The 17,868-nt window shown below is 68.7% G+C and carries 12 protein-coding genes and 1 tRNA gene; 4 read left to right on the top strand and 9 right to left on the bottom strand.

Annotated features, from left to right (window positions below):
- Window positions 1-59 precede the first annotated feature (59 nt).
- From leuA to ACIBF5_RS09320, 3 genes are all read right to left on the bottom strand, one after another.
- Window positions 60-1,808: a 2-isopropylmalate synthase gene (gene leuA / locus ACIBF5_RS09330; protein ID WP_396809753.1), complete on the bottom strand. Its 1,749-nt coding sequence runs from the start codon at window positions 1,806-1,808 to the stop codon at window positions 60-62.
- Window positions 1,809-2,120: 312 nt separating this feature from the next.
- A complete protein-coding gene (locus tag ACIBF5_RS09325; RefSeq protein WP_396809751.1) occupies window positions 2,121-2,666 on the bottom strand; it encodes a nitroreductase family protein in 546 nt (181 codons plus the stop codon).
- Between the two features lie 85 nt (window positions 2,667-2,751).
- On the bottom strand, window positions 2,752-3,657 hold the full coding sequence (locus ACIBF5_RS09320) for a hypothetical protein (RefSeq protein WP_396809749.1): 906 nt from the start codon (window positions 3,655-3,657) through the stop codon (window positions 2,752-2,754).
- Window positions 3,658-3,972: 315 nt separating this feature from the next.
- Here ACIBF5_RS09320 and ACIBF5_RS09315 point away from each other — a divergent pair, with 315 nt between their 5' ends.
- Both ACIBF5_RS09315 and ACIBF5_RS09310 read left to right on the top strand, forming a co-directional pair.
- Window positions 3,973-5,238, top strand: coding sequence for an aspartate kinase (locus ACIBF5_RS09315; protein WP_396809747.1), 1,266 nt, complete (start codon window positions 3,973-3,975; stop codon window positions 5,236-5,238).
- A gap of 6 nt (window positions 5,239-5,244) precedes the next feature.
- Window positions 5,245-6,315 carry an aspartate-semialdehyde dehydrogenase gene (locus ACIBF5_RS09310; protein ID WP_396809745.1) on the top strand — a complete coding sequence of 357 codons (1,071 nt, stop codon included), beginning with the start codon at window positions 5,245-5,247 and terminating at the stop codon, window positions 6,313-6,315.
- A 50-nt stretch (window positions 6,316-6,365) separates the two neighbouring features.
- Here the strand turns inward: ACIBF5_RS09310 and ACIBF5_RS09305 are convergent, their stop codons facing one another.
- Complete coding sequence (locus ACIBF5_RS09305; RefSeq protein ID WP_396809743.1) at window positions 6,366-7,745, bottom strand: diguanylate cyclase; 1,380 nt, start codon at window positions 7,743-7,745, stop codon at window positions 6,366-6,368.
- A gap of 341 nt (window positions 7,746-8,086) precedes the next feature.
- On the opposite strand from ACIBF5_RS09305, the gene ACIBF5_RS09300 reads away from it, so the two are divergent.
- Window positions 8,087-8,638, top strand: coding sequence for an SMI1/KNR4 family protein (locus tag ACIBF5_RS09300; RefSeq protein WP_396809741.1), 552 nt, complete (start codon window positions 8,087-8,089; stop codon window positions 8,636-8,638).
- Window positions 8,639-8,726: 88 nt separating this feature from the next.
- Here the strand turns inward: ACIBF5_RS09300 and ACIBF5_RS09295 are convergent.
- Both ACIBF5_RS09295 and ACIBF5_RS09290 read right to left on the bottom strand, forming a co-directional pair.
- A tRNA-Pro gene (locus ACIBF5_RS09295) sits at window positions 8,727-8,800 on the bottom strand.
- A gap of 108 nt (window positions 8,801-8,908) precedes the next feature.
- Window positions 8,909-9,802, bottom strand: a complete 894-nt coding sequence (locus ACIBF5_RS09290; protein WP_396809739.1) for a metallophosphoesterase — start codon at window positions 9,800-9,802, stop codon at window positions 8,909-8,911.
- 25 nt (window positions 9,803-9,827) lie between these two features.
- On the opposite strand from ACIBF5_RS09290, the gene ACIBF5_RS09285 reads away from it, so the two are divergent.
- A complete protein-coding gene (locus ACIBF5_RS09285) occupies window positions 9,828-10,283 on the top strand; it encodes a GatB/YqeY domain-containing protein (protein ID WP_396809737.1) in 456 nt (151 codons plus the stop codon).
- 14 nt (window positions 10,284-10,297) lie between these two features.
- Here the strand turns inward: ACIBF5_RS09285 and ACIBF5_RS09280 are convergent, their stop codons facing one another.
- From ACIBF5_RS09280 to ACIBF5_RS09270, 3 genes are all read right to left on the bottom strand, one after another.
- The gene (locus tag ACIBF5_RS09280; protein ID WP_396809735.1) at window positions 10,298-10,801 is read right to left on the bottom strand and encodes a hypothetical protein; all 504 of its coding nucleotides are present in this window, start codon (window positions 10,799-10,801) and stop codon (window positions 10,298-10,300) included.
- Window positions 10,798-14,781 carry an SGNH/GDSL hydrolase family protein gene (locus tag ACIBF5_RS09275; protein ID WP_396809733.1) on the bottom strand — a complete coding sequence of 1,328 codons (3,984 nt, stop codon included), beginning with the start codon at window positions 14,779-14,781 and terminating at the stop codon, window positions 10,798-10,800. Before ACIBF5_RS09275 ends, ACIBF5_RS09280 begins: the two co-directional genes overlap by 4 nt.
- A 630-nt stretch (window positions 14,782-15,411) precedes the next feature.
- Window positions 15,412-17,847: a penicillin-binding protein gene (locus tag ACIBF5_RS09270; RefSeq protein ID WP_396809731.1), complete on the bottom strand. Its 2,436-nt coding sequence runs from the start codon at window positions 17,845-17,847 to the stop codon at window positions 15,412-15,414.
- Between the last annotated feature and the right edge of the window lie 21 nt (window positions 17,848-17,868).

Below are 17,868 nucleotides of genomic sequence, written 5' to 3'. Positions count from 1 at the left end.
TGGCCGGACGACCGACCGGCTGGCGGATTCTCCCACCGGTCGGTCGCCCACTGCCGAGTTCAGCCGCGAACGCGGTTGACCGCGCTGGTCACGGCCGTGATCGAGGCGGTGACGATGTTCGCGTCGAGGCCGACACCCCAGACCGTACGACCGTCGACCTCGGCCTCGACGTACGCCGCCGCCTGGGCGTCACCACCGGAGGAGAGGGCGTGCTCGTGGTAGTCCAGCACCCGGACCCTTACGCCGAGGGTTTCCAGTGCGTTGACGTACGCGTCGATCGGGCCGTTGCCGACCGAGGCGAGGGTTCGGATCTCGCCACCGAACCGGACGTCGGCCTCGATCTCGACTTTGCCGTCGACGGTTCCGGTGCGGTACGTGAGCAGCGACAGCACCGGCTGCGGCTGGTGGTCGGCCAGGTAGTGGCTGGCGAAGATGTCCCACATCCGGGTCGGCTCGACCTCGCCACCGGCACCGTCGGTGACCTGCTGCACCACGCCGGAGAACTCGATCTGGAGGCGGCGCGGCAGGTCCAGGTTGTGTTCCGCCTTCATGATGTACGCGACGCCGCCCTTGCCGGACTGCGAGTTGACCCGGATGACCGCCTCGTAGGTACGGCCCACGTCCTTCGGGTCGATCGGCAGGTACGGCACCCCCCAGGTGTACTCGTCGATCGGCACCCCGGCGGCGCGGGCGTCCGCGTCGAGGGCGTCGAGGCCCTTCTTGATCGCGTCCTGGTGCGACCCGGAGAAGGCGGTGTAGACCAGATCCCCCGCGTACGGGTGCCGTTCGTGTACGGGCAGTTGGTTGCAGTACTCGACGGCACGCTTGATCTCGTCGATCGAGGAGAAGTCGATCTCCGGGTCGATTCCCTGGGAGAAGAGGTTCAGGCCCAGCGTGACCAGGTCGACGTTGCCGGTACGTTCGCCGTTGCCGAAGAGGCAGCCCTCGATCCGGTCGGCGCCGGCCAGCAGCCCGAGTTCGGCGGCGGCGACGCCGGTGCCCCGGTCGTTGTGCGGGTGCAGGGAGAGGATGACGCTGTCCCGCCGGGGCAGGTGGCGGTCCATCCACTCGATCGAGTCGGCGTAGACGTTCGGGGTGGCCATCTCGACCGTGGCCGGCAGGTTGATGATCAGCGGCCGATCCGGTGTCGGGTCGATGACCTCGATCACCGCGGCGCAGACCTCCAGGGCGTAGTCGAGTTCGGTGCCGGTGTACGACTCCGGCGAGTACTCGTAGTAGATGTCGGTGTCCGGGGTGTGGATCTCGGCGTACTTCTGGCAGAGCCGGGCACCCTGGGTGGCGATGTCGGTGATTCCGTCCCGGTCCAGCCCGAACACGACCCGCCGTTGCAGGGTGGAGGTCGAGTTGTAGAAGTGCACGATCGCCCGCTTGGCCCCGCGTAGCGACTCGAAGGTCCGTTCGATCAGGTGCTCGCGGCACTGGGTCAGCACCTGGATGGTCACGTCGTCCGGGATCAGGTCCTGCTCGATCAGTTGCCGGACGAAGTCGAAGTCGGTCTGGCTGGCCGACGGGAAGCCGACCTCGATCTCCTTGTAGCCCATCTGGACGAGCAGCTGGAACATCCGCCGCTTGCGCTCCGGGGACATCGGGTCGATCAGCGCCTGGTTGCCGTCGCGCAGGTCCACCGCGCACCAGCGGGGCGCGGCCGTGACCTGGCGGGTCGGCCAACTCCGGTCCGGCAGGTCGACGGAGAACTGCTGCTGGTACGCCTGGTAGCGCTGGTACGGCATCCGGCTGGGGCGCTGCCGGGCGATCGGATCAGTGTCGGTGTCGGACGGGTTGGGCATGGTCGAAGACTCCCGTGGTCATGCGGCGTCAGCGCCGGGAAGAGCGAGGTGTCGGGCGGGAACCGGCTGGTCGACGATGGTCAACCGGCGGGGCTGGACGGCGCGCGTCAACTCCGCGACGAGGTGCCGGCCAGATGGGCCTCGTCGCGGCAGCGAAGGAGAAGCGCCTGCCACATGACATCGGTCACCCTACGTGAGCATTTCCAGTTCGGGAAGCTCGGTCCGCAGTCTGGGATGCGGATCGCATTCTTCCAGGTGGTGCCCGGTGGGTCGACCGAGGAGCCGTCGTCACCCGGGGAGCGCCGCTCCCGCTCAGTTGAGCAGGAGGTCGGCCAGTGGGCGCCGTTGGCGCAGGCCGGTCTCCCAGCGGCGCAGGTCGGCCGGGAGGGAGAGCGGGTCGCCGAGTCGGCCGATCGCCACCACCGCGTGTGGTCGTACGTCGACCGGCAGCTCCAGGTCGGTCCTGAGTCCGGCCAGGTCGACGCCGGCGAGCTGGTGGGCGTGCAGGTGCAGAGCGGTGGCCTGGATGGTGATGTGTGCCACCGACTGGCCGAGGTCGTACGCCGCCTGCGAGGGCGGGCAACCGGTCGGGACGGTGGTGGTGTGCGCCGCGAGCAGTAGCAGCGACGCGTTCCCCGCCCAGCGCTGGTTCGCCGCGCCGACGTTGGTCAGGATCCGCTTGTACGTCTCGTCGTCGCGCTGACCCAGGATGAAGCGCCACGGCTGGTTGTTGCCGGCCGAGGGGGCCCAGCGGGCCGCCTCCAGCAGCGAGAGCACTTCCGCGTCGGTCAATGTCGCCGACGGATCGAATGCGTGCGGGCTCCACCTGGCCGCGAGCAGCGGGGACAGCTCCACCATGGGGTCGAGTGTGCCGTATGGGGCGATCTGTCGTATCGCCGGGGTCACCAGTTGTGAACGATTGCACCCGTACCGTAAAGGGAGATCAACTCGTTGGCGCGCTGGTCGGGGTGGTCGCGACGCTCGGTGTGGGGGGCGCGGCCGTACGCAGGGCGGCACCGGCCACCACCGGACCGGGCAGGGTCACCGTCCGTGGCGCGTCGGTGGGCTGGCCGTTGAGCAGGAGCGTGCCGAACGCCACCCGGGCCGCGGTGAGCGTCCCGTCGGTGTCGAAGCAGTAGATGCCGATGTCCAGCGGGGCGCTGAGCGAGGCGGCGGTGGAGTCGACCGAGAAACAGGTACCCCGCGAGTGCGGCAGCGCGCGGGTGGTCGAGACCGCCAACGACGCCTGGCGGTCGGTGAACACCTCCCGCCAGTCGGTGAAGACGTGCTGCACCCGAGGATCGACGCTCGCGGGCAGCGGCTTGTCCGGGGCCGCGACCCGGACACAGGTGGTCGGGTCCGGGCGGGTGGACGAGGGCAACGCGCACTGGAAGACCCCGTCCCGGGTTGACGCGATAGCGACGTCGGCGGTGCCGCCGAGTGCGCCGCCGGGTACGTCGACCCGCCAGGTGCCGTCGGGAGCGCTGGTCAGCGTGACCGTCCGGTCCGGCTGCCCGCTGCGGGAGAGCGTGTAGAAGGCGCGCAGGTGCCGGTCCTCGGCCGCCGCCGCCAGCGCCGCGAGCTGCGTACGGGCGTCGGTGTCCCCGCTCACCGAGGACGTGCCGGTCGCGGTGACCGCGACACCGGCCGGTGACGTCGCACCCGGGTCGGCGGGAGGTGCGTCACCACTGCCACAACCGCCGAGCAGCATCAGGCCGCTGATCACCACCATGCCGGCAACCAGCCGCCCGCCCGCTCCCGAAGGACCGGCGCTCGGCGCATGTCGGCCGGACCGGCCGGGCGGGTCGGCGGTGGGGGCGGTGGCGGGAGGGGCGGCTGCCGGGCGCATCGTGCCATTGTCGGGCCTGTCCGGGCCTACTGATCAGTCAGTCGGGCGGGCCGTCCCCCGGCGTGTCGCGAGCGCCACCTCAGCAGGGGCACGCTGAGTCGCCCGGCAGGCCGGATGGTGGGATCGTGGCTGCCCCCGGTCCCTGCCGGGCCGGTACCCTGAGGGTCGTTCATACGGCGCCGCCGGTTTGTGGCCGGCGGCGTCGGCACGCTCCGGGTTCAATGGAGCAGGCTGCCCAGAGCCGGCGGAAACGGCCCGGTCGGCAGCGTGGTGGCCGGCTGGGCGGACGCCCGCCGGTGGAAGGAGTAGACCGTCGTGGCACTGGTGGTGCAGAAGTACGGCGGATCCTCCGTCGGCGACGCCGAACGGATCAAACGGGTGGCCGAGCGGATCGTCGCCGCTCGCAAGGCCGGTGACGACGTGGTGGTGGTGGTCTCCGCGATGGGGGACACCACGGATGAACTCCTCGACCTGGCCCACCAGGTCAGTCCGCTGCCACCCGGCCGCGAGCTGGACATGCTGCTCACCTCCGGGGAGCGGATCTCGATGGCGCTGCTCGCCATGGCGATCCACAACCTCGGCTACGAGGCTCGGTCGTACACCGGCTCGCAGGCGGGCGTGCTGACCACCTCGGTGCACGGCAAGGCGCGGATCATCGACGTGACCCCGGGTCGGTTGCAGGGCGCGTTGAACGAGGGCGCGGTCGCGATCGTGGCCGGCTTCCAGGGCGTGTCGCAGGACACCAAGGACATCACGACGCTCGGTCGGGGTGGCTCGGACACCACCGCGGTCGCGCTCGCCGCGGCACTGAACGCGGACGTCTGCGAGATCTACACCGACGTCGACGGGATCTTCACCGCCGACCCCCGGATCGTCCCGAACGCACGTCACATCAAGCAGATCACGTACGAAGAGATGCTGGAGTTGGCCGCCTGCGGCGCGAAGGTGCTGCACTTGCGCAGCGTCGAGTACGCCCGCCGGGCGCAACTGCCGATTCATGTCCGCTCGTCATATTCGCTCAACACCGGCACGATGGTCACCGGATCGATGGAGGAACCCGCTGTGGAGCAAGCACTGATCACCGGGGTCGCCCACGACCGCAGCGAGGCGAAGATCACCGTGGTGGGCGTACCGGACGAGCCCGGTGCGGCGGCCCGGATCTTCGAGACCGTGGCGAGTGCCGAGATCAACCTCGACATGATCGTGCAGAACGTCTCCACCGAGGGGACCGGTCGCACCGACATCTCGTTCACCCTGCCGAAGACCGACGGTCCGACGGCGATGGCCGCGCTCAGCAAGATCCAGGAATCGGTCAAGTTCAAGGGGCTGCTCTACGACGACCACGTCGGTAAGGTGTCGCTGATCGGTGCCGGCATGCGCTCCCACCCGGGCGTCGCGGCCAACTTTTTCGCGGCGCTCGGCGAGGCTGGGGTGAACATCGAGATGATTTCCACCTCGGAGATCCGCGTCTCCGTCGTGTGCCGGGACACCGACCTGGACGCCGCGGTCCGCGCAGTGCACGACGCGTTCGACCTCGGGGGCACAGAGGAAGCCGTCGTGTACGCCGGAACCGGGAGGTAACTCCTCATGGGCCAGCTGCCCACCCTTGCGATCGTCGGGGCGACCGGTGCCGTCGGCACCGTGATGTGCGACCTGCTCTCGTCGCGGAAGAACGTCTGGGGTGAGATCCGACTGATCGCTTCCGAGCGGTCGGTCGGGCAGCAGCGGCTCTGTCGGGGCGAGCAGTTGACCGTGCGGGCGTTGACCCCGGAGGTTTTCGACGGGGTCGACGTCGCCATGTTCGACGTCCCGGACGAGGTGTCGGCCGAGTGGGCGCCGATCGCCGTCTCCCGGGGCGCGGTCACCGTCGACAACTCCGGGGCCTTCCGGATGGACCGGGACGTGCCGTTGGTCGTCCCGGAGATCAACCCGGAACAGGTACGCAACCGCCCCAAGGGGATCATCGCCAACGCGAACTGCACCACGCTCGGCATGATCGTCGCCGTGGCGCCACTGCACCGCGAGTACGGCCTGCGCGAACTCGTGCTCGCGTCGTACCAGGCGGTCTCCGGGGCGGGTCAGCTCGGGGTCGACACCCTGCACGACCAGTTGACCAAGATCGCCGGTGACCGGGGGCTCGGCTCCCGGTCCGGCAACGTACGGCAGGCGGTCGGCGACGATCTGGGTCCGTTCCCGGCACCGATGGCGCTGAACGTGGTCCCGTGGGCCGGGTCGCTCGCCGACGGCGGCTGGTCGTCCGAGGAACTCAAGATGCGCAACGAGTCGCGCAAGATCCTCGGCCTGCCCGACCTGAAGGTCTCCGCGACCTGCGTACGGGTGCCGGTGGTGACCGGGCACTCGGTTGCCGTACACGCAGTCTTCGGCGCCGAGGTGGACGCTGAGGGGGCCCGGGAGGCGTTGCGCAACGCGCCCGGGGTGATCCTGGTCGACGACCCGGAGCGGGGCGAGTTCCCGATGCCGATCGACGCGGTCGGAACGGACCCGTCCTGGGTCGGGCGGATCCGTCGTTCGATGGACGACCCCCGTGCCCTGGACCTCTTCATCACCGGGGACAACCTGCGCAAGGGTGCCGCCCTCAACACCGCCCAGATCGCCGAGCTGCTCGCCGCCGAGTACCTCGCCGGCGCGGCCCGCTGAACCGTTCCATTCAGAGCGGCGGCAGATAGCAGGGGCGGGCAGGTGACGGGTCAGGCGGCGGCGAGACGTACGCCGTCCCGGCCCTCGCGCTTGACGTCGTAGAGCGCGGCGTCGGCGCGGCGCAGGGTACGTTCCGGTGACTCGGCGTCGTTCTGCACCGCCACGCCGACGCTGATCGTCCGGCCGACCCGCCGGGCCGCCGTGACCAGCCGTTCGGCGATCCCCGCCGCCTCCTCCGGCCGGCCGACCTCGATCACCGCGATGAACTCGTCGCCACCGACCCGGTACAGCTCGTCGCCCTGACGGAGCGCCGTTTCCAACGCCCGGGCCAGTTCCACCAGAACCTGGTCGCCGGCCTGGTGCCCGTACGTGTCATTGATGATTTTGAAATCATCCACGTCGATGGCGAGCAGCGCGGTGCTCCCGGGAGTCGTATCGGTGATCCGCTCGCCGAAAGAGCCGTAGTGGCGTAGCCCGGTCAGCGGATCCGAACCGGCCCGTTTCCGCAGGCCAGCGAGGCTACGGAGCCGGTCGAGGCAGATCCATGCCTGGGCGGCGAGCAACTCCAGCAGGTTGACCGTGGTCGGATCCGGTCGCCGCACCAGTTCGTCGGCGACCAGCAGCAGGCCGCCGGTCTCGGCCGGACCCAGTGGTACGGCGATCAGGGTGCTGACCCCGTCCGGCAGCGGAAGTTCCTGCTCGCCGAGGCCGACCGCCCCGTCCTCGGCGAGGGTGTAGGCGGCGCCCCGTTCGTGCACCCACGCCGTCAGCCGTTCCAGGGTCGGGTGGGACTGGTGTCGGGTCAGGCTCTTGCGGATCCGGTGTTCAAGGTCACCCTGGGCGTCGTGGGGGCGCTCCGGTTCGACGAGCCGGAGCCCGCTGGGGCGGGCGAGCAGCAGGATCGCCGAGGTGAGCCCGGACACGTCCCGGGCGGCGTCGACCGCGGCGTCGACCAGGCCCGCTTCGTCGACGGCGGCGGTCAGGTTGGCGGCATGCCGCAGCAGCTTCTCGTCGCGGCTCTCCACCGGCGGGCCGCCGAGCTGGGCGATCCGTGCTCCCAGCCGGGCCCCGACCTGCTCGGCGGTTGCCTGCCAGGCCGGCAGGGCCGCCGGCTCGGTCCAGTCCAGCGTCAGTACGCCGACCACCGCGCCGGTCGGGCTGAGCAGTGGTACGCAGGTCTGGGAGTAGACGTCCGGTGGCAGCGTCGGCCCGTCGGTTGTCGGGTGAACTGTCTCGGCCCGGCCGGAGACGAAGACCCGCCCGGCCAGTCCGGTGCGCAGGGGGAGGGTGGCGAAGATCTGCCATGAGCCGGTCGCCGCGACCCGCCGAAGCCGGTCGTGCAGCGGTAGGAGCACGGAGACGTGTGCTGGCGCGTACCGCCCGAGGGCGGTGACGGTCAGCTGGCAGGCCTCCGAGGCGGCCGACGCCATGGGAAGGCAGGCCGTCACAGCGGAGATGACTCGTTCGTGTTCCGGGGGCACCTTTTGTCGTTCCAGGAGGGGCTGAGGGGGTGGTCGACCGGTGGCAGGCCGGGCGGCGCGACTCCAAGATTACCCACGGGTTCTCAGCAGTTCCTTTGAGTGGATCATAGGGAGATCCACCGCCAGTTCCAGGAGCAGGGATGGTCGTTCTTGGTGCCGATGGCGATCACCGGTCGTGTGGTTGCCGTCACCTAACCCGAGAGGTGGGCCGAGCGCCACGTACCCGGCGCTGATCCGCACCCCGCCGGATCGGACGAGACTGACGTACCCGGCTGGCAGGATCGCTGACCGTGACGGATTACGCCTCCATCCTTGCCGACATCGCCATGCGGGCGGACGACGATGCCTTGCCCGCCGACGGTCTGCCCGCGCGGCTGTCCCAGCGCGAGATCGACCGGGCCGAGCGACAGTTGGGATTCGGGCTGCATCCCCTGCTGAAGGCGATATACCGAGACTTCGCGAACGGTGGATTCGGCCCCGAATATCGGCTGTTCAGCCTGACCGGTGGCCCGACGTCGGAGCAGGCCGTCGACAGCTACCTCCGGGCACGGAGCGGGTACGCCGGCACCGAGTGGGCGTGGCCGGAGGGCGTCCTTCCGATCATGACCTGGGGATGTGGCATGTACGCGTGCGTCGACTGCCGCAGCGCCGAGGGGACTGTTCTTCTCTTCGAACCCAATCCCGGCGATCCCGACGCCGCGTGGTTCGTCGACTCGCCCAGCCTCTTGGAGTGGTTCGAGCACTACGTGAACGACACAGGCTGGTGGATCAAAGCTGAGGAGGGCGAGGATCTTGACGAGATGCCGCCCTGGCCAGAGTCCAGGGAACGGGCGGCCAGGTGACCGGCAGGAGGTAACTGAGCACCGTGCCCTGGGAAACAATTCGGGTCGGTATCCCGTGAAGGAGACCGACCCGAATTACACCAACTCGTCGGGGTGGCCGGATTCGAACCGACGACCTCTTCGTCCCGAACGAAGCGCGCTACCAAGCTGCGCTACACCCCGAGCTGCTGACAAATACTAGCCCACCAGCCCCGGTGGTCAAATTCGGTATCCCGGCGGGTGCTCCCCGGCAGCCCAGCGCGTTGCCCGGTGCCGAACTGGCCCGAACGGTCAGCGGGGAATCAGGGTCAGCAGCGACGCCTCAGGTCGGCAGGCGAAGCGGATCGGTGCGGTCGGGTGGGTGCCGACCCCGGCCGAGACGTGCAGCCAGGCGTCCGAGTTCGGCCACCGGTGCAGGCCCTTGGCCATGGAGAGCGGCAGGTCGCAGTTGGTGGTCAGCGCGCCGTAGAACGGCACGCAGACCTGGCCGCCGTGGGTGTGTCCGGCGAGCAGCAACTGGAAACCGTCGGCGGCCATCTCGTCCAGCAGCGGCGGCTCGGGCGAGTGGGTGAGCGCGATCGAAAGGTCCGCCTGCTCCGAGGTGGGGCCGGCGACCGAGCCGTAGTCGTCCCGCTCGACGTGCGGGTCGTCCACCCCGACCAGCTCGACCGTACGGCCACCGGCCTTGAGCGTCGTACGGGCGTTGTTCAGGTCGGCCCAGCCGGCACCGACCAGCACCTCGCGCAGGTCCTCGGTCGGCAGGTCGACGCCCTGGACGTACTCCCGCTCCGGCAGCACGTAGCTCAGCGGGTTCTTCCAGACCGGGCCCTTGTAGTCGTTCGAGCCGAAGACGAAGGCTCCCGGTACGTCCAGCAGCGGCTGGAGCGCCCGCAGCACCCCGGGTACGCCGCCCGGGTGCGCCAGGTTGTCGCCGGTCACCACGACCAGGTCCGGGTCGGTGGCCGCGAGCGATGCCACCCACCGCTGCTTACGTCGCTGGTCCGGTGTCATGTGCAGGTCAGACAGGTGCAGGATGCGCAGCGGTTCCGCGTCGGTGGCGAGCACCGGCACGTCGAAACGGCGGAGGGTGAACAGGTTCCGCTCGACGAGCGAGGCGTACGCGAAAGTGGCTGCCCCGGCCGCGACGGTGCCGGCGGCCAGTCGGAATACGGTGCGCTTCTGCATGGCGCCCAGGGTAGTTTGACGAGTCATGAGCACGCTGAAGGACCTCCTGACCGCTGACATGCGCAACGCCCTCAAGGCACGCGACGAGCTGACCACCTCGACCCTCCGGATGGCGCTCGCCGCGATCGGCAACGCCGAGGTAGCCGGCAAGGCCAAGCGGGAGCTCTCCGACGACGAGGTGCTCTCTGTCCTGACGAAGGAGGCGAAGAAGCGCCGGGAGGCGGCGACCGCCTTCGCCGACGCCGGTCGGGTCGAGCAGGCCGAGAAGGAGCGGGCCGAGGGTGAGGTGCTCGACCGCTATCTGCCGAAGCAGCTCAGCGACGAGGATTTGGCCGAGCTGGTGCGGGGTGCGCTCGCCACGGGCGGCTTCGAGGGCAAGGCCCAGTTGGGCCCGGCGATGAAGGCCAGCCAGGCCGCGGTGGCCGGCCGGGCCGAGGGGGGCAGGGTGGCCGCCGAGGTACGGCGCCAGCTCGACGCCTGAGCGTCTCCTCCGCCTCAGCCGGCCAGCCCGACGATCTCATCCGGCTTACCCAACGGGTTCTCCGGAATCCGGCCGCACGCGATGTCGGTCATGGTCACTCCCGGATCCGGTCCACGGGTTCCGGTCAGCCGCACACAGAGCCGGACGACGACGGTGGCCCGAGCCATGCCGCCGGTTTCGGAGCGGGCGTCGAAGGCGAGGTCGAGGCGGATCCGGTCGACCGATTCCACCTGTCGCTCGAACACGATGGCATGGCGTTCGCCACCCTCTGCCACGCCGGCGACGGCGTCGAGCAGCGCCTGGTCCGAGGGGGCCCGGGGGCTGGCGAGGGTGCCAGAGATGCTCTCTTCGGTCAGCGCCGCCCGCTGTCGTACCTGTTCGGTGGCTTGATCGAGAGCCTGTTCCCGGTCGCTTCGCCCGCAGCCGGCGGCGGCGCCGAGCGCGGTGATCGTGATCCCGGCGACCGCGAGGAGGCTGATTCGCCTCCTCGCGGTCGCCGGGCGGCGGTCGAACCTCACAGGCCCATCTGGTCACGCGTGACGTCGTTCATCACGTCAGCGTAGATCCCCGCGCCACTGATCTTCGGATGGAACGACTGCTGTGAGGTCGGCGAGGGCTTCTCGCCGGGCGTCTGTTCGGCGATCACGCCGTTCACCGTCTCCGGGTCTCCGCAGACCGCCTTGCCGGCGAACCTGGCGATCGGGTTACCGAACCAGACCTGGACACCCTCGGCTTTAACCTCCTGGACCGCTTCGTCCATCTTGGCGGCCAGATAGTCGGCGGTGCTGTTGAGCCAGGGTGCCTCGGCCGCTCCGATACCGAAGATGCACGTACCGTGGTTTTCGAGGAGCCTCGGGTACCCCATCAACATGATCTTCGCGTTCGGTGCCCGTTCGTGGATCTGCCGCAGCACCGTCCTGATGGACGCCTTGATCGGTCCGTTGATCCGATCGATGGTCATCTCGGCGAGCGGCTTGTTGTCGCCCTCCAGCGTGTCGTTCTGGCAGAGCCCGACGGGATCCAGGACGCACTGCTTGACGATGTCCGCGAACCTGGCGTCGTTTCCGCCGATCGAGAACACCACCAGGGTGGTGTTCTCGTCGAGATACCCCTTGTCCAGTTGGGACATTTCGCCGTACTGCCCCACCCCCTCGCTGCCGAAGCCGTTCGTCGGCTTGGGCTGACCGGCCGGCACCGTGTAGTAGGGCAGGAGGTTCTCGCTCACCGCACCGGAACAGGGATGGAACTGGAAGTCCAGTTGCTGGTCCCACTCGTCCGCTCGGGCCCCGAGGTTCTTTGTGCTGTCGGACAACTTCGCCTGCCGGGGCCACGCCTGCTTCGAGCGGTGGCAGACATTCTGGAACTGGACCTCGTCCCCATTGACGATCTCCTTGTAGTCGGACTCCTTGTAGTAGTCGGACCCCCGGTTGGTCGAAGCCCCCTCGCCGGAGGTGTACGAGTCGCCGAGCGCCACCACCTGGTGTCGCGGCTTGCCCGGCAGCTTCTCGAAGGCGATCGCGTCCCAGGCGACATCGTCCACTCCCGTGCCGTCCAACGTCTCGGTCGAGAGTCGTACGGCTGGCGTGCCGGTGAACTGGAACGCGCCGAGGGAGACCCATCGATGCTCCTGTGTCCGTTGCAGGACCACCCGCCGTTTACCGGCTGCGAAGCCTTGGCCGAGGTTCACCTCGTACGTCGCCTGCTGGGTGTGCGCGCCGAGGTCGGGAATGTGCACCAGGACTCTCGCCCACCCGTTGATCTGTTGATTGAGGGTCCAGGTACCGGTGACCTTCATTCGTTGACCCTCGGCGTTGGGAACCCTGGTGTGGCCGAACCAGAAGTGTCCGCCGAACCCTCCGCCGACCTGGTGGAAGTCGACCTTTGCCGGGTAGGTCCCGGCGACCACGTGGTCCTCCGGAAACTGGAGGCCGAACTGTCCGGAGTTGGTCCACGGGCGACCGCAGTCGGGGCGGACCGAGGCCGTGCCGTCCGGTACGTCATCGATCACGAGGGCTCCTGCGGGCAGACCCGACAGCGAGCAGTTGGGTTGATAGGGGGTGGCGTCCGCCTGGTACTCCCACCCGGGGTCGAAGCGGAGTTGCTCGAAACCGCCCTGGTCCCGGTCCTTCCACTGGGTGGATTCGTGCCACCAGCACCGCAGGTCGTAGTAGCCAAGCTGGTTGCGGTTGGCGCACGGTCCCGCCGGCTCGCCCACCACGTCCGGGTCGTCGGGCAGGTAGCGTCCGCCCGGGTGGCAATTGTTGCTGGTGGTGCAGAACAGGTCTACCGGCGGCTTGACCGTCGCCCGGTCGGTACCGGTGACCCACCAGGCCGGTATGAAGGCGGAGACGAGCCGGTCCGGCCCCTCCAGCAGGTCCGGCGGGTGCCCGGCGAAGCCCAGCACCTTCTCGGGGTAGGGCCAGCGCTGCGGGTTCTTCGCGTCCGCGTAGCTGGTTTCGAGGAACGCGTTCCGATTTGCCGGGTATCGCGGGTTGACCGGATTGTTTCCCCAACCCAGCCCCCACGGCGAGCCGTCGCCCTTGTCCGGGAAGAAGCCGGAGTTGTAGGCCCACAGGGCGAAGAACCAGCTCTCCAGCCCGTCCGCGTCGCCGCCGTTGACGGTCAGCCCGGCGCTGCGGGTCTGATTCCACTTGGACTGGAGGATGCGAGCCCCGGCGGCGACGTTCACCGCGAAGTCCAGCGCCACCGCCCGTTGGGTCTGGTACGGGTACGAGGTCTCACCCTCCTTCTCGAATCCGGCCCGCCGCATGCCGTCGGTGACCTGCGCGACGCCATAACCGCAGTCGGACTCTTCCCAGCGGATGTCCCAGTCGTCGGCCTCATCCCCGTTGTAGATGTCCCGCCCGTAGAAGTTGCCGATCAGGGGGTTCGCGGTCACTCCCGGCACGGCCGCCCCGGTGGCCTGCCAGAGATTCGACTCCTGGGCCAGGATGCCGAGCATGACCTGTGACGGCACTCGTCCGCCGCCTACCAGTTCGATCCTCGGGAACAACGCCAGCGGTGAGTACGCCGGCATACCCAGGTTCTTCCAGTTCGCCGGGCGCTCGGCGTAGGGAGTGTTGGTGATCGCCTGGTCCACCGCCCACTCGACCTGCCGGGGCTTGGGCTGCATCGTCTGGTTCTGCGGATCGTTTCGGGGCACCGAACACCACCGCTCGGTGTCCACCGGGTTGGTTGGTGAACCGGGCTCCCAATCCTCGGCAGCGGCGGCTCGCCGGCCGTCTGCGGGTCGGCCACCAGACAGCTTCGGATGGGAGACCAGCCCTTCATCAGTACGAACCCCTCCGGGCAGCACCCGGAACGCGACCTCCGCGCCGGTGGCGAGCACCTTGCCCTCGATCCGGACCGTTTGGCTCTCGTGCGGACCGCCCGCGACGAGGAGGGGGGATCCCGGCGTGTCGGCCCGGCCGACCCGGGTCACCGCGATTTCGCCGAGGGAGGAGATCACGGAGTCCGGGGAGACGTCGATCTGGCGGACCGATTTCGGGAAGTCGGACCGCGTGTTCGATCGGCCGGTGACAAAAACCCGTCCGGCCGCCGCCGGGGAGATGCCGAGTTCGGTGAGCCGGCCGGTCGCGAGCGTCTGGGGGACCGCCCCCGGCTCGGGACGGGCCCGCTGCACGCGCGCCTGGTCGCCGACCCGGTCCAGGTACACCACACCGCCGTCGGCGTCGGGGTGAAGATGGAACGCCACGCCCTGGGTGGCGGTGAGCCGGTTCAGCTTCCCGGTCGGCTCGACCGCGACGAGTCCGGTGCCGCCGGCGGCGACTATTCCGTTGCCGATGGGAATTGCCGAAGTGACCTCGGCGTCGACCGTGATCGGGCTGGAAAGACTGCCCTTGGTCGTGTCCACGGTCACCAGGCGGGATCTGCCGGGCAAGCTGCTGAGTGCCTCCGACTGCTCCCCGCCCAGTTGTGTGATGACGGCTGTTTCACCGATCCCGCAGCCCGGATTGAAGTACGCAAGGGTCGACTGCACCGGAAGTTTCCGGACGGTTCCGGTGGTTAGGTCGACGACTGCGGTGAATGCGCCACGGTCGAACAGATCCGCTTCGTTCGTGAATGTACGCGGCGCGTAGACCACTACCAGCCGGCGGCCAGAACCGGTCAGACAGGCGTTGCCGATCCACAGGTCGGTGTCGAAACCGGGCTCGGCGAGAGTGGCGATTGTTTTCCAGGTGTAGCCGCTTTTCGCCGAAGCGGTGACTATATGGAATCCGTTCGCGTCGCCGGTGGTGGCCCAGGCCAGGTCTGCTGACCGTGCCCAGCCCGTTGGCAGGACCCGGGCTCGGGCGTCGGGGGCGATGGTGTTCGACGAGGCGGATGCCGCGCTCTGCCTGGTGGATCCGGATGCGGAGGTGGGCTCGGGTGGGGTCGGCGCAGCGCCCGCGCTGGGCGGTGCGAGTAGGCCAATGGCGAGTACCGAAGCGATTGTTGCGGCGGCGAGTCGAGTCCGATGTCGACTTCGATTGTTCACGTAAGTCCTCCCCATGCGGCATTCGGGCGGGCCCGGGGAGCATTCGCGCACGACGAGGAGGTGCACGCGAAAGTGTGACCGACCTGGGTGGTCGGTGCGATTCCCCCGTTACCGGTCGGATTCTTGCGAATCCCTGTCGCATCGATGATCCACTATGAATAGAGGATCATGCAAGAGGGCTTTGTCTGCCGTTTTCGCTTGGTTGCCGTTATTCCGACAGCGCCGGAAGTGAGGGACTGCGTCATGTCGGCGAGCCGGGACCGATCCGCGCGGTGGCACCACCCGTCGGGGCGTGTGGGCCGGCGAACAGGGCCTGGGGTGATGGGTGTCGTGATGAGGATGGTTCGCTGCGCTGAGCCCTCGTTCCGGTGAAACGGTATTACTCCCCGTGTGGCGCCGGTGACGGAGCCGACTCTCACCCTGGTGCATGTTGACCTTGGTTGCAAGGTGTCGGGACTTGTGACGAAGGTCTCTATCCATCGATCTACGTCGTGGTGGTCGTGAGTGAAACGGGTGGTTGATCCGGGGTTACCTACCCGATGGTGGCGTCGCAGGTGTCCGTGCCCGGGTACGACGATGGGCGGGCCCCCTCGGGTGCCCGCCCATCACTGTCTCGCGTACGACCTCTGGCTACTGGCCCGGCGGGCGGCCCAGGTTCGGGCCCCGGGGACCGTCACCAGGCTGCCCGGGAGCGTTGTTGCCGGGCGAGGGGGAGTTCGACCCCTTGCCGTTGCTGATCTCGATCGTCACCGCCCCGCCCTTGATGGTGCGCCCGCTCGGGTTGGTGCCGGCGGCAGTGCCCACGGGGCACTTCGAGTCGACCTGCTTGGTCGAGACCTCGACCTCGAAGCCCGCGCCCTTGACCCGGCTCCGGGCCGTGTCGACCGGCTGGCACTCCACGTTCGGAATCGAGCGCTGGTCGCCCTGGACAATCTTGCCGTTGGGCGGGGTGAACTGCTGGGACGGTTTGCCCTTCATGGCGTCCCGCAGCGTTTCGTAGACCGCCGGGTCGACCTTGTCGTGGCGCATCTTCTCGGTGGTCTCGGGCCAGTCCGGGTCGGCCAGGATGCCGGCGACGGCGAGCTGCTTGGTGGTGACCACCAGGGCGGCCGTCCGGTCCGAGTCGGTGGTGCCGCTCTTACCGGCGACCGGCTTGTCGACCTCGCCGCGTACGGCCTGGGTGGTGCGACCCTTGCACTGCGAGGTCGAGGAGTTGTCGCCGACCGGGCAACGGGCGGCGTCGATCGCCGCGCGCGCGACCTCCGTCTTGAACCGCTGCTCACACCGGGGGCTCGCCACGTCGAGGGTCTTGCCGGACTGGTCGCGGATCTCCTGCACCGGGATCGGCTCGCAGTACTTGCCGTCCGCGGCGAGGGTCGCGTACGCGTTGGCCACGTCGAGCGGTGTGGTCGCGGAGACACCGAGGGTGAATGCGCCCCAGTTGTCGGCGCCGCCCTCCTCGGTGGTCATGTCGGCGTCCTTCTGTGACCGGAACTGGATGCCGAGCCGCTTGGCCACGTTGATCGAGTTGAGTGCGCCGACCCGCTCCTGTAGCGGCACGAAGTACGTGTTGACCGACGCGCCGAAGGCGCTCCACATGTTGTGCGTACCGGTCATGCTCTTGCTGGCGTTGCGCGGGCAGTAGTCGTCGGTGCCGGGGCAGGCTCCGTCCCCGTTGAACTTCACCGGGTATTTGGAGTGGTACATCTCCGGCGCGTTGATGGAGTAGGCCAGCGGGTAGCCCTTCTCCAGCGCGGCCACCAGCGGGAAGATCTTGAAGGTCGAGCCGGCCTGGTAACCGGTGATGTCGCCACCGCCGGTGATCAACGGGTTGGTGGTGTTCGGGTAGGTGCCCCGGGTGCCCTTCGGCGCCTTCTTGTTGGTGGAGAGCCCGTTCTGCGGCTTGTTCGGGTCGTCGAGCTTGTAGTTCCGGTTCACCGCGAGGGCGCGTACGCGGCCGGTGCCCGGTTCGATGCCGGCCAGCATCAGCGCTTCCGGGTTGCCGGTCTTCATGTGCTTCTCGACGGCCTTCTTCGCCGCCTCCTGCGTGGTGACGTCGAGCGTGGTGACGATGCTGTAGCCGCCCGACTTCAGCCGCCGCTCCCGGTCGTACGTGGTGGCGCCGAAGGTCTCCTGATCCATCCACCAGCGGTAGAAGAAGTCGCAGAAGAAGCCCCAGTGGTTCCTGCTGGTGGCGACACAGCCGTTCGGCGCCCGGTGGCCGGTGATGACCATCTCGGCGGCCTTCGCGGCGGTCGCCTGCTCCGGCGTGATGGCGCCGATGTCGCGCATGTTGTCGATCACGTAGTCGCGCCGCTTCAACGCCCGGTCGAAACCGTCGGTCGTGGTCGGGTCGTTCTGCGACGGCGCCTTGACCATGCCGGCGAGCATTGCCGCTTCCTCGATCTTCAGGTCCTTCGGGTGCTTGTTGAAGTAGACCTGACTCGCCGCGAAGATGCCGTACGCGCCACGGCCGAAGGGGGCGATGTTGAGGTAGCGCTCGAGGATCTCCTCTTTGGAGAGCTCGCTGTCGATCTGGATCGCATACCGCATCTCGCGGAGCTTGCGTGCGGTGGTGTCCTCGGTTGCCGCCACCACGTCCTGCGGGTGGGTCGCCGAGTAGGCGATTGCCTGCCGCACATACTGCATGGTGAGGGTGGAGGCGCCCTGCTGGGTCTCATTGGCGCTCTGGTTCGCGGCGAAGGCGCGGGCGATGCCCTTCATGTCAACGCCGTTGTGTTTGTAGAAGTCGTGGTCCTCGGCGGCGATGATCGCCTGCTGCATCACCGGAGCGATGTCGGCGATCGGGACGTCGCGCCGGTTCTCGTCGTACATCGTCGCCAGCACTGTCTTGCCGTCGGACGCGTAGAGGTAGCTGATCTGCGGTGCCATCTTGACCGTCAGTTCGGTCGGCAGCTTGTCGAAGGTCTCGGCACCGGCCTTGGCGGCCAGGCCGGACATCGCCACCGCGGGGAAGGCAGCCGCAGCGACCACCACCCCGGCCAGTAGGCCACAGATCAGCAACGATGCGCCATTGGCAAAGACATTGTGGTCGCGTTTCCGCATCCGGGTCACCTCGTCAGGGTA

This window comes from Micromonospora sp. NPDC050417, assembly GCF_044458865.1.
Lineage (GTDB): Bacteria > Actinomycetota > Actinomycetes > Mycobacteriales > Micromonosporaceae > Micromonospora_G.
The sequence above is the reverse complement of the archived record's forward strand: the minus strand, read 5'-3'. Positions and strand labels throughout refer to the sequence as shown.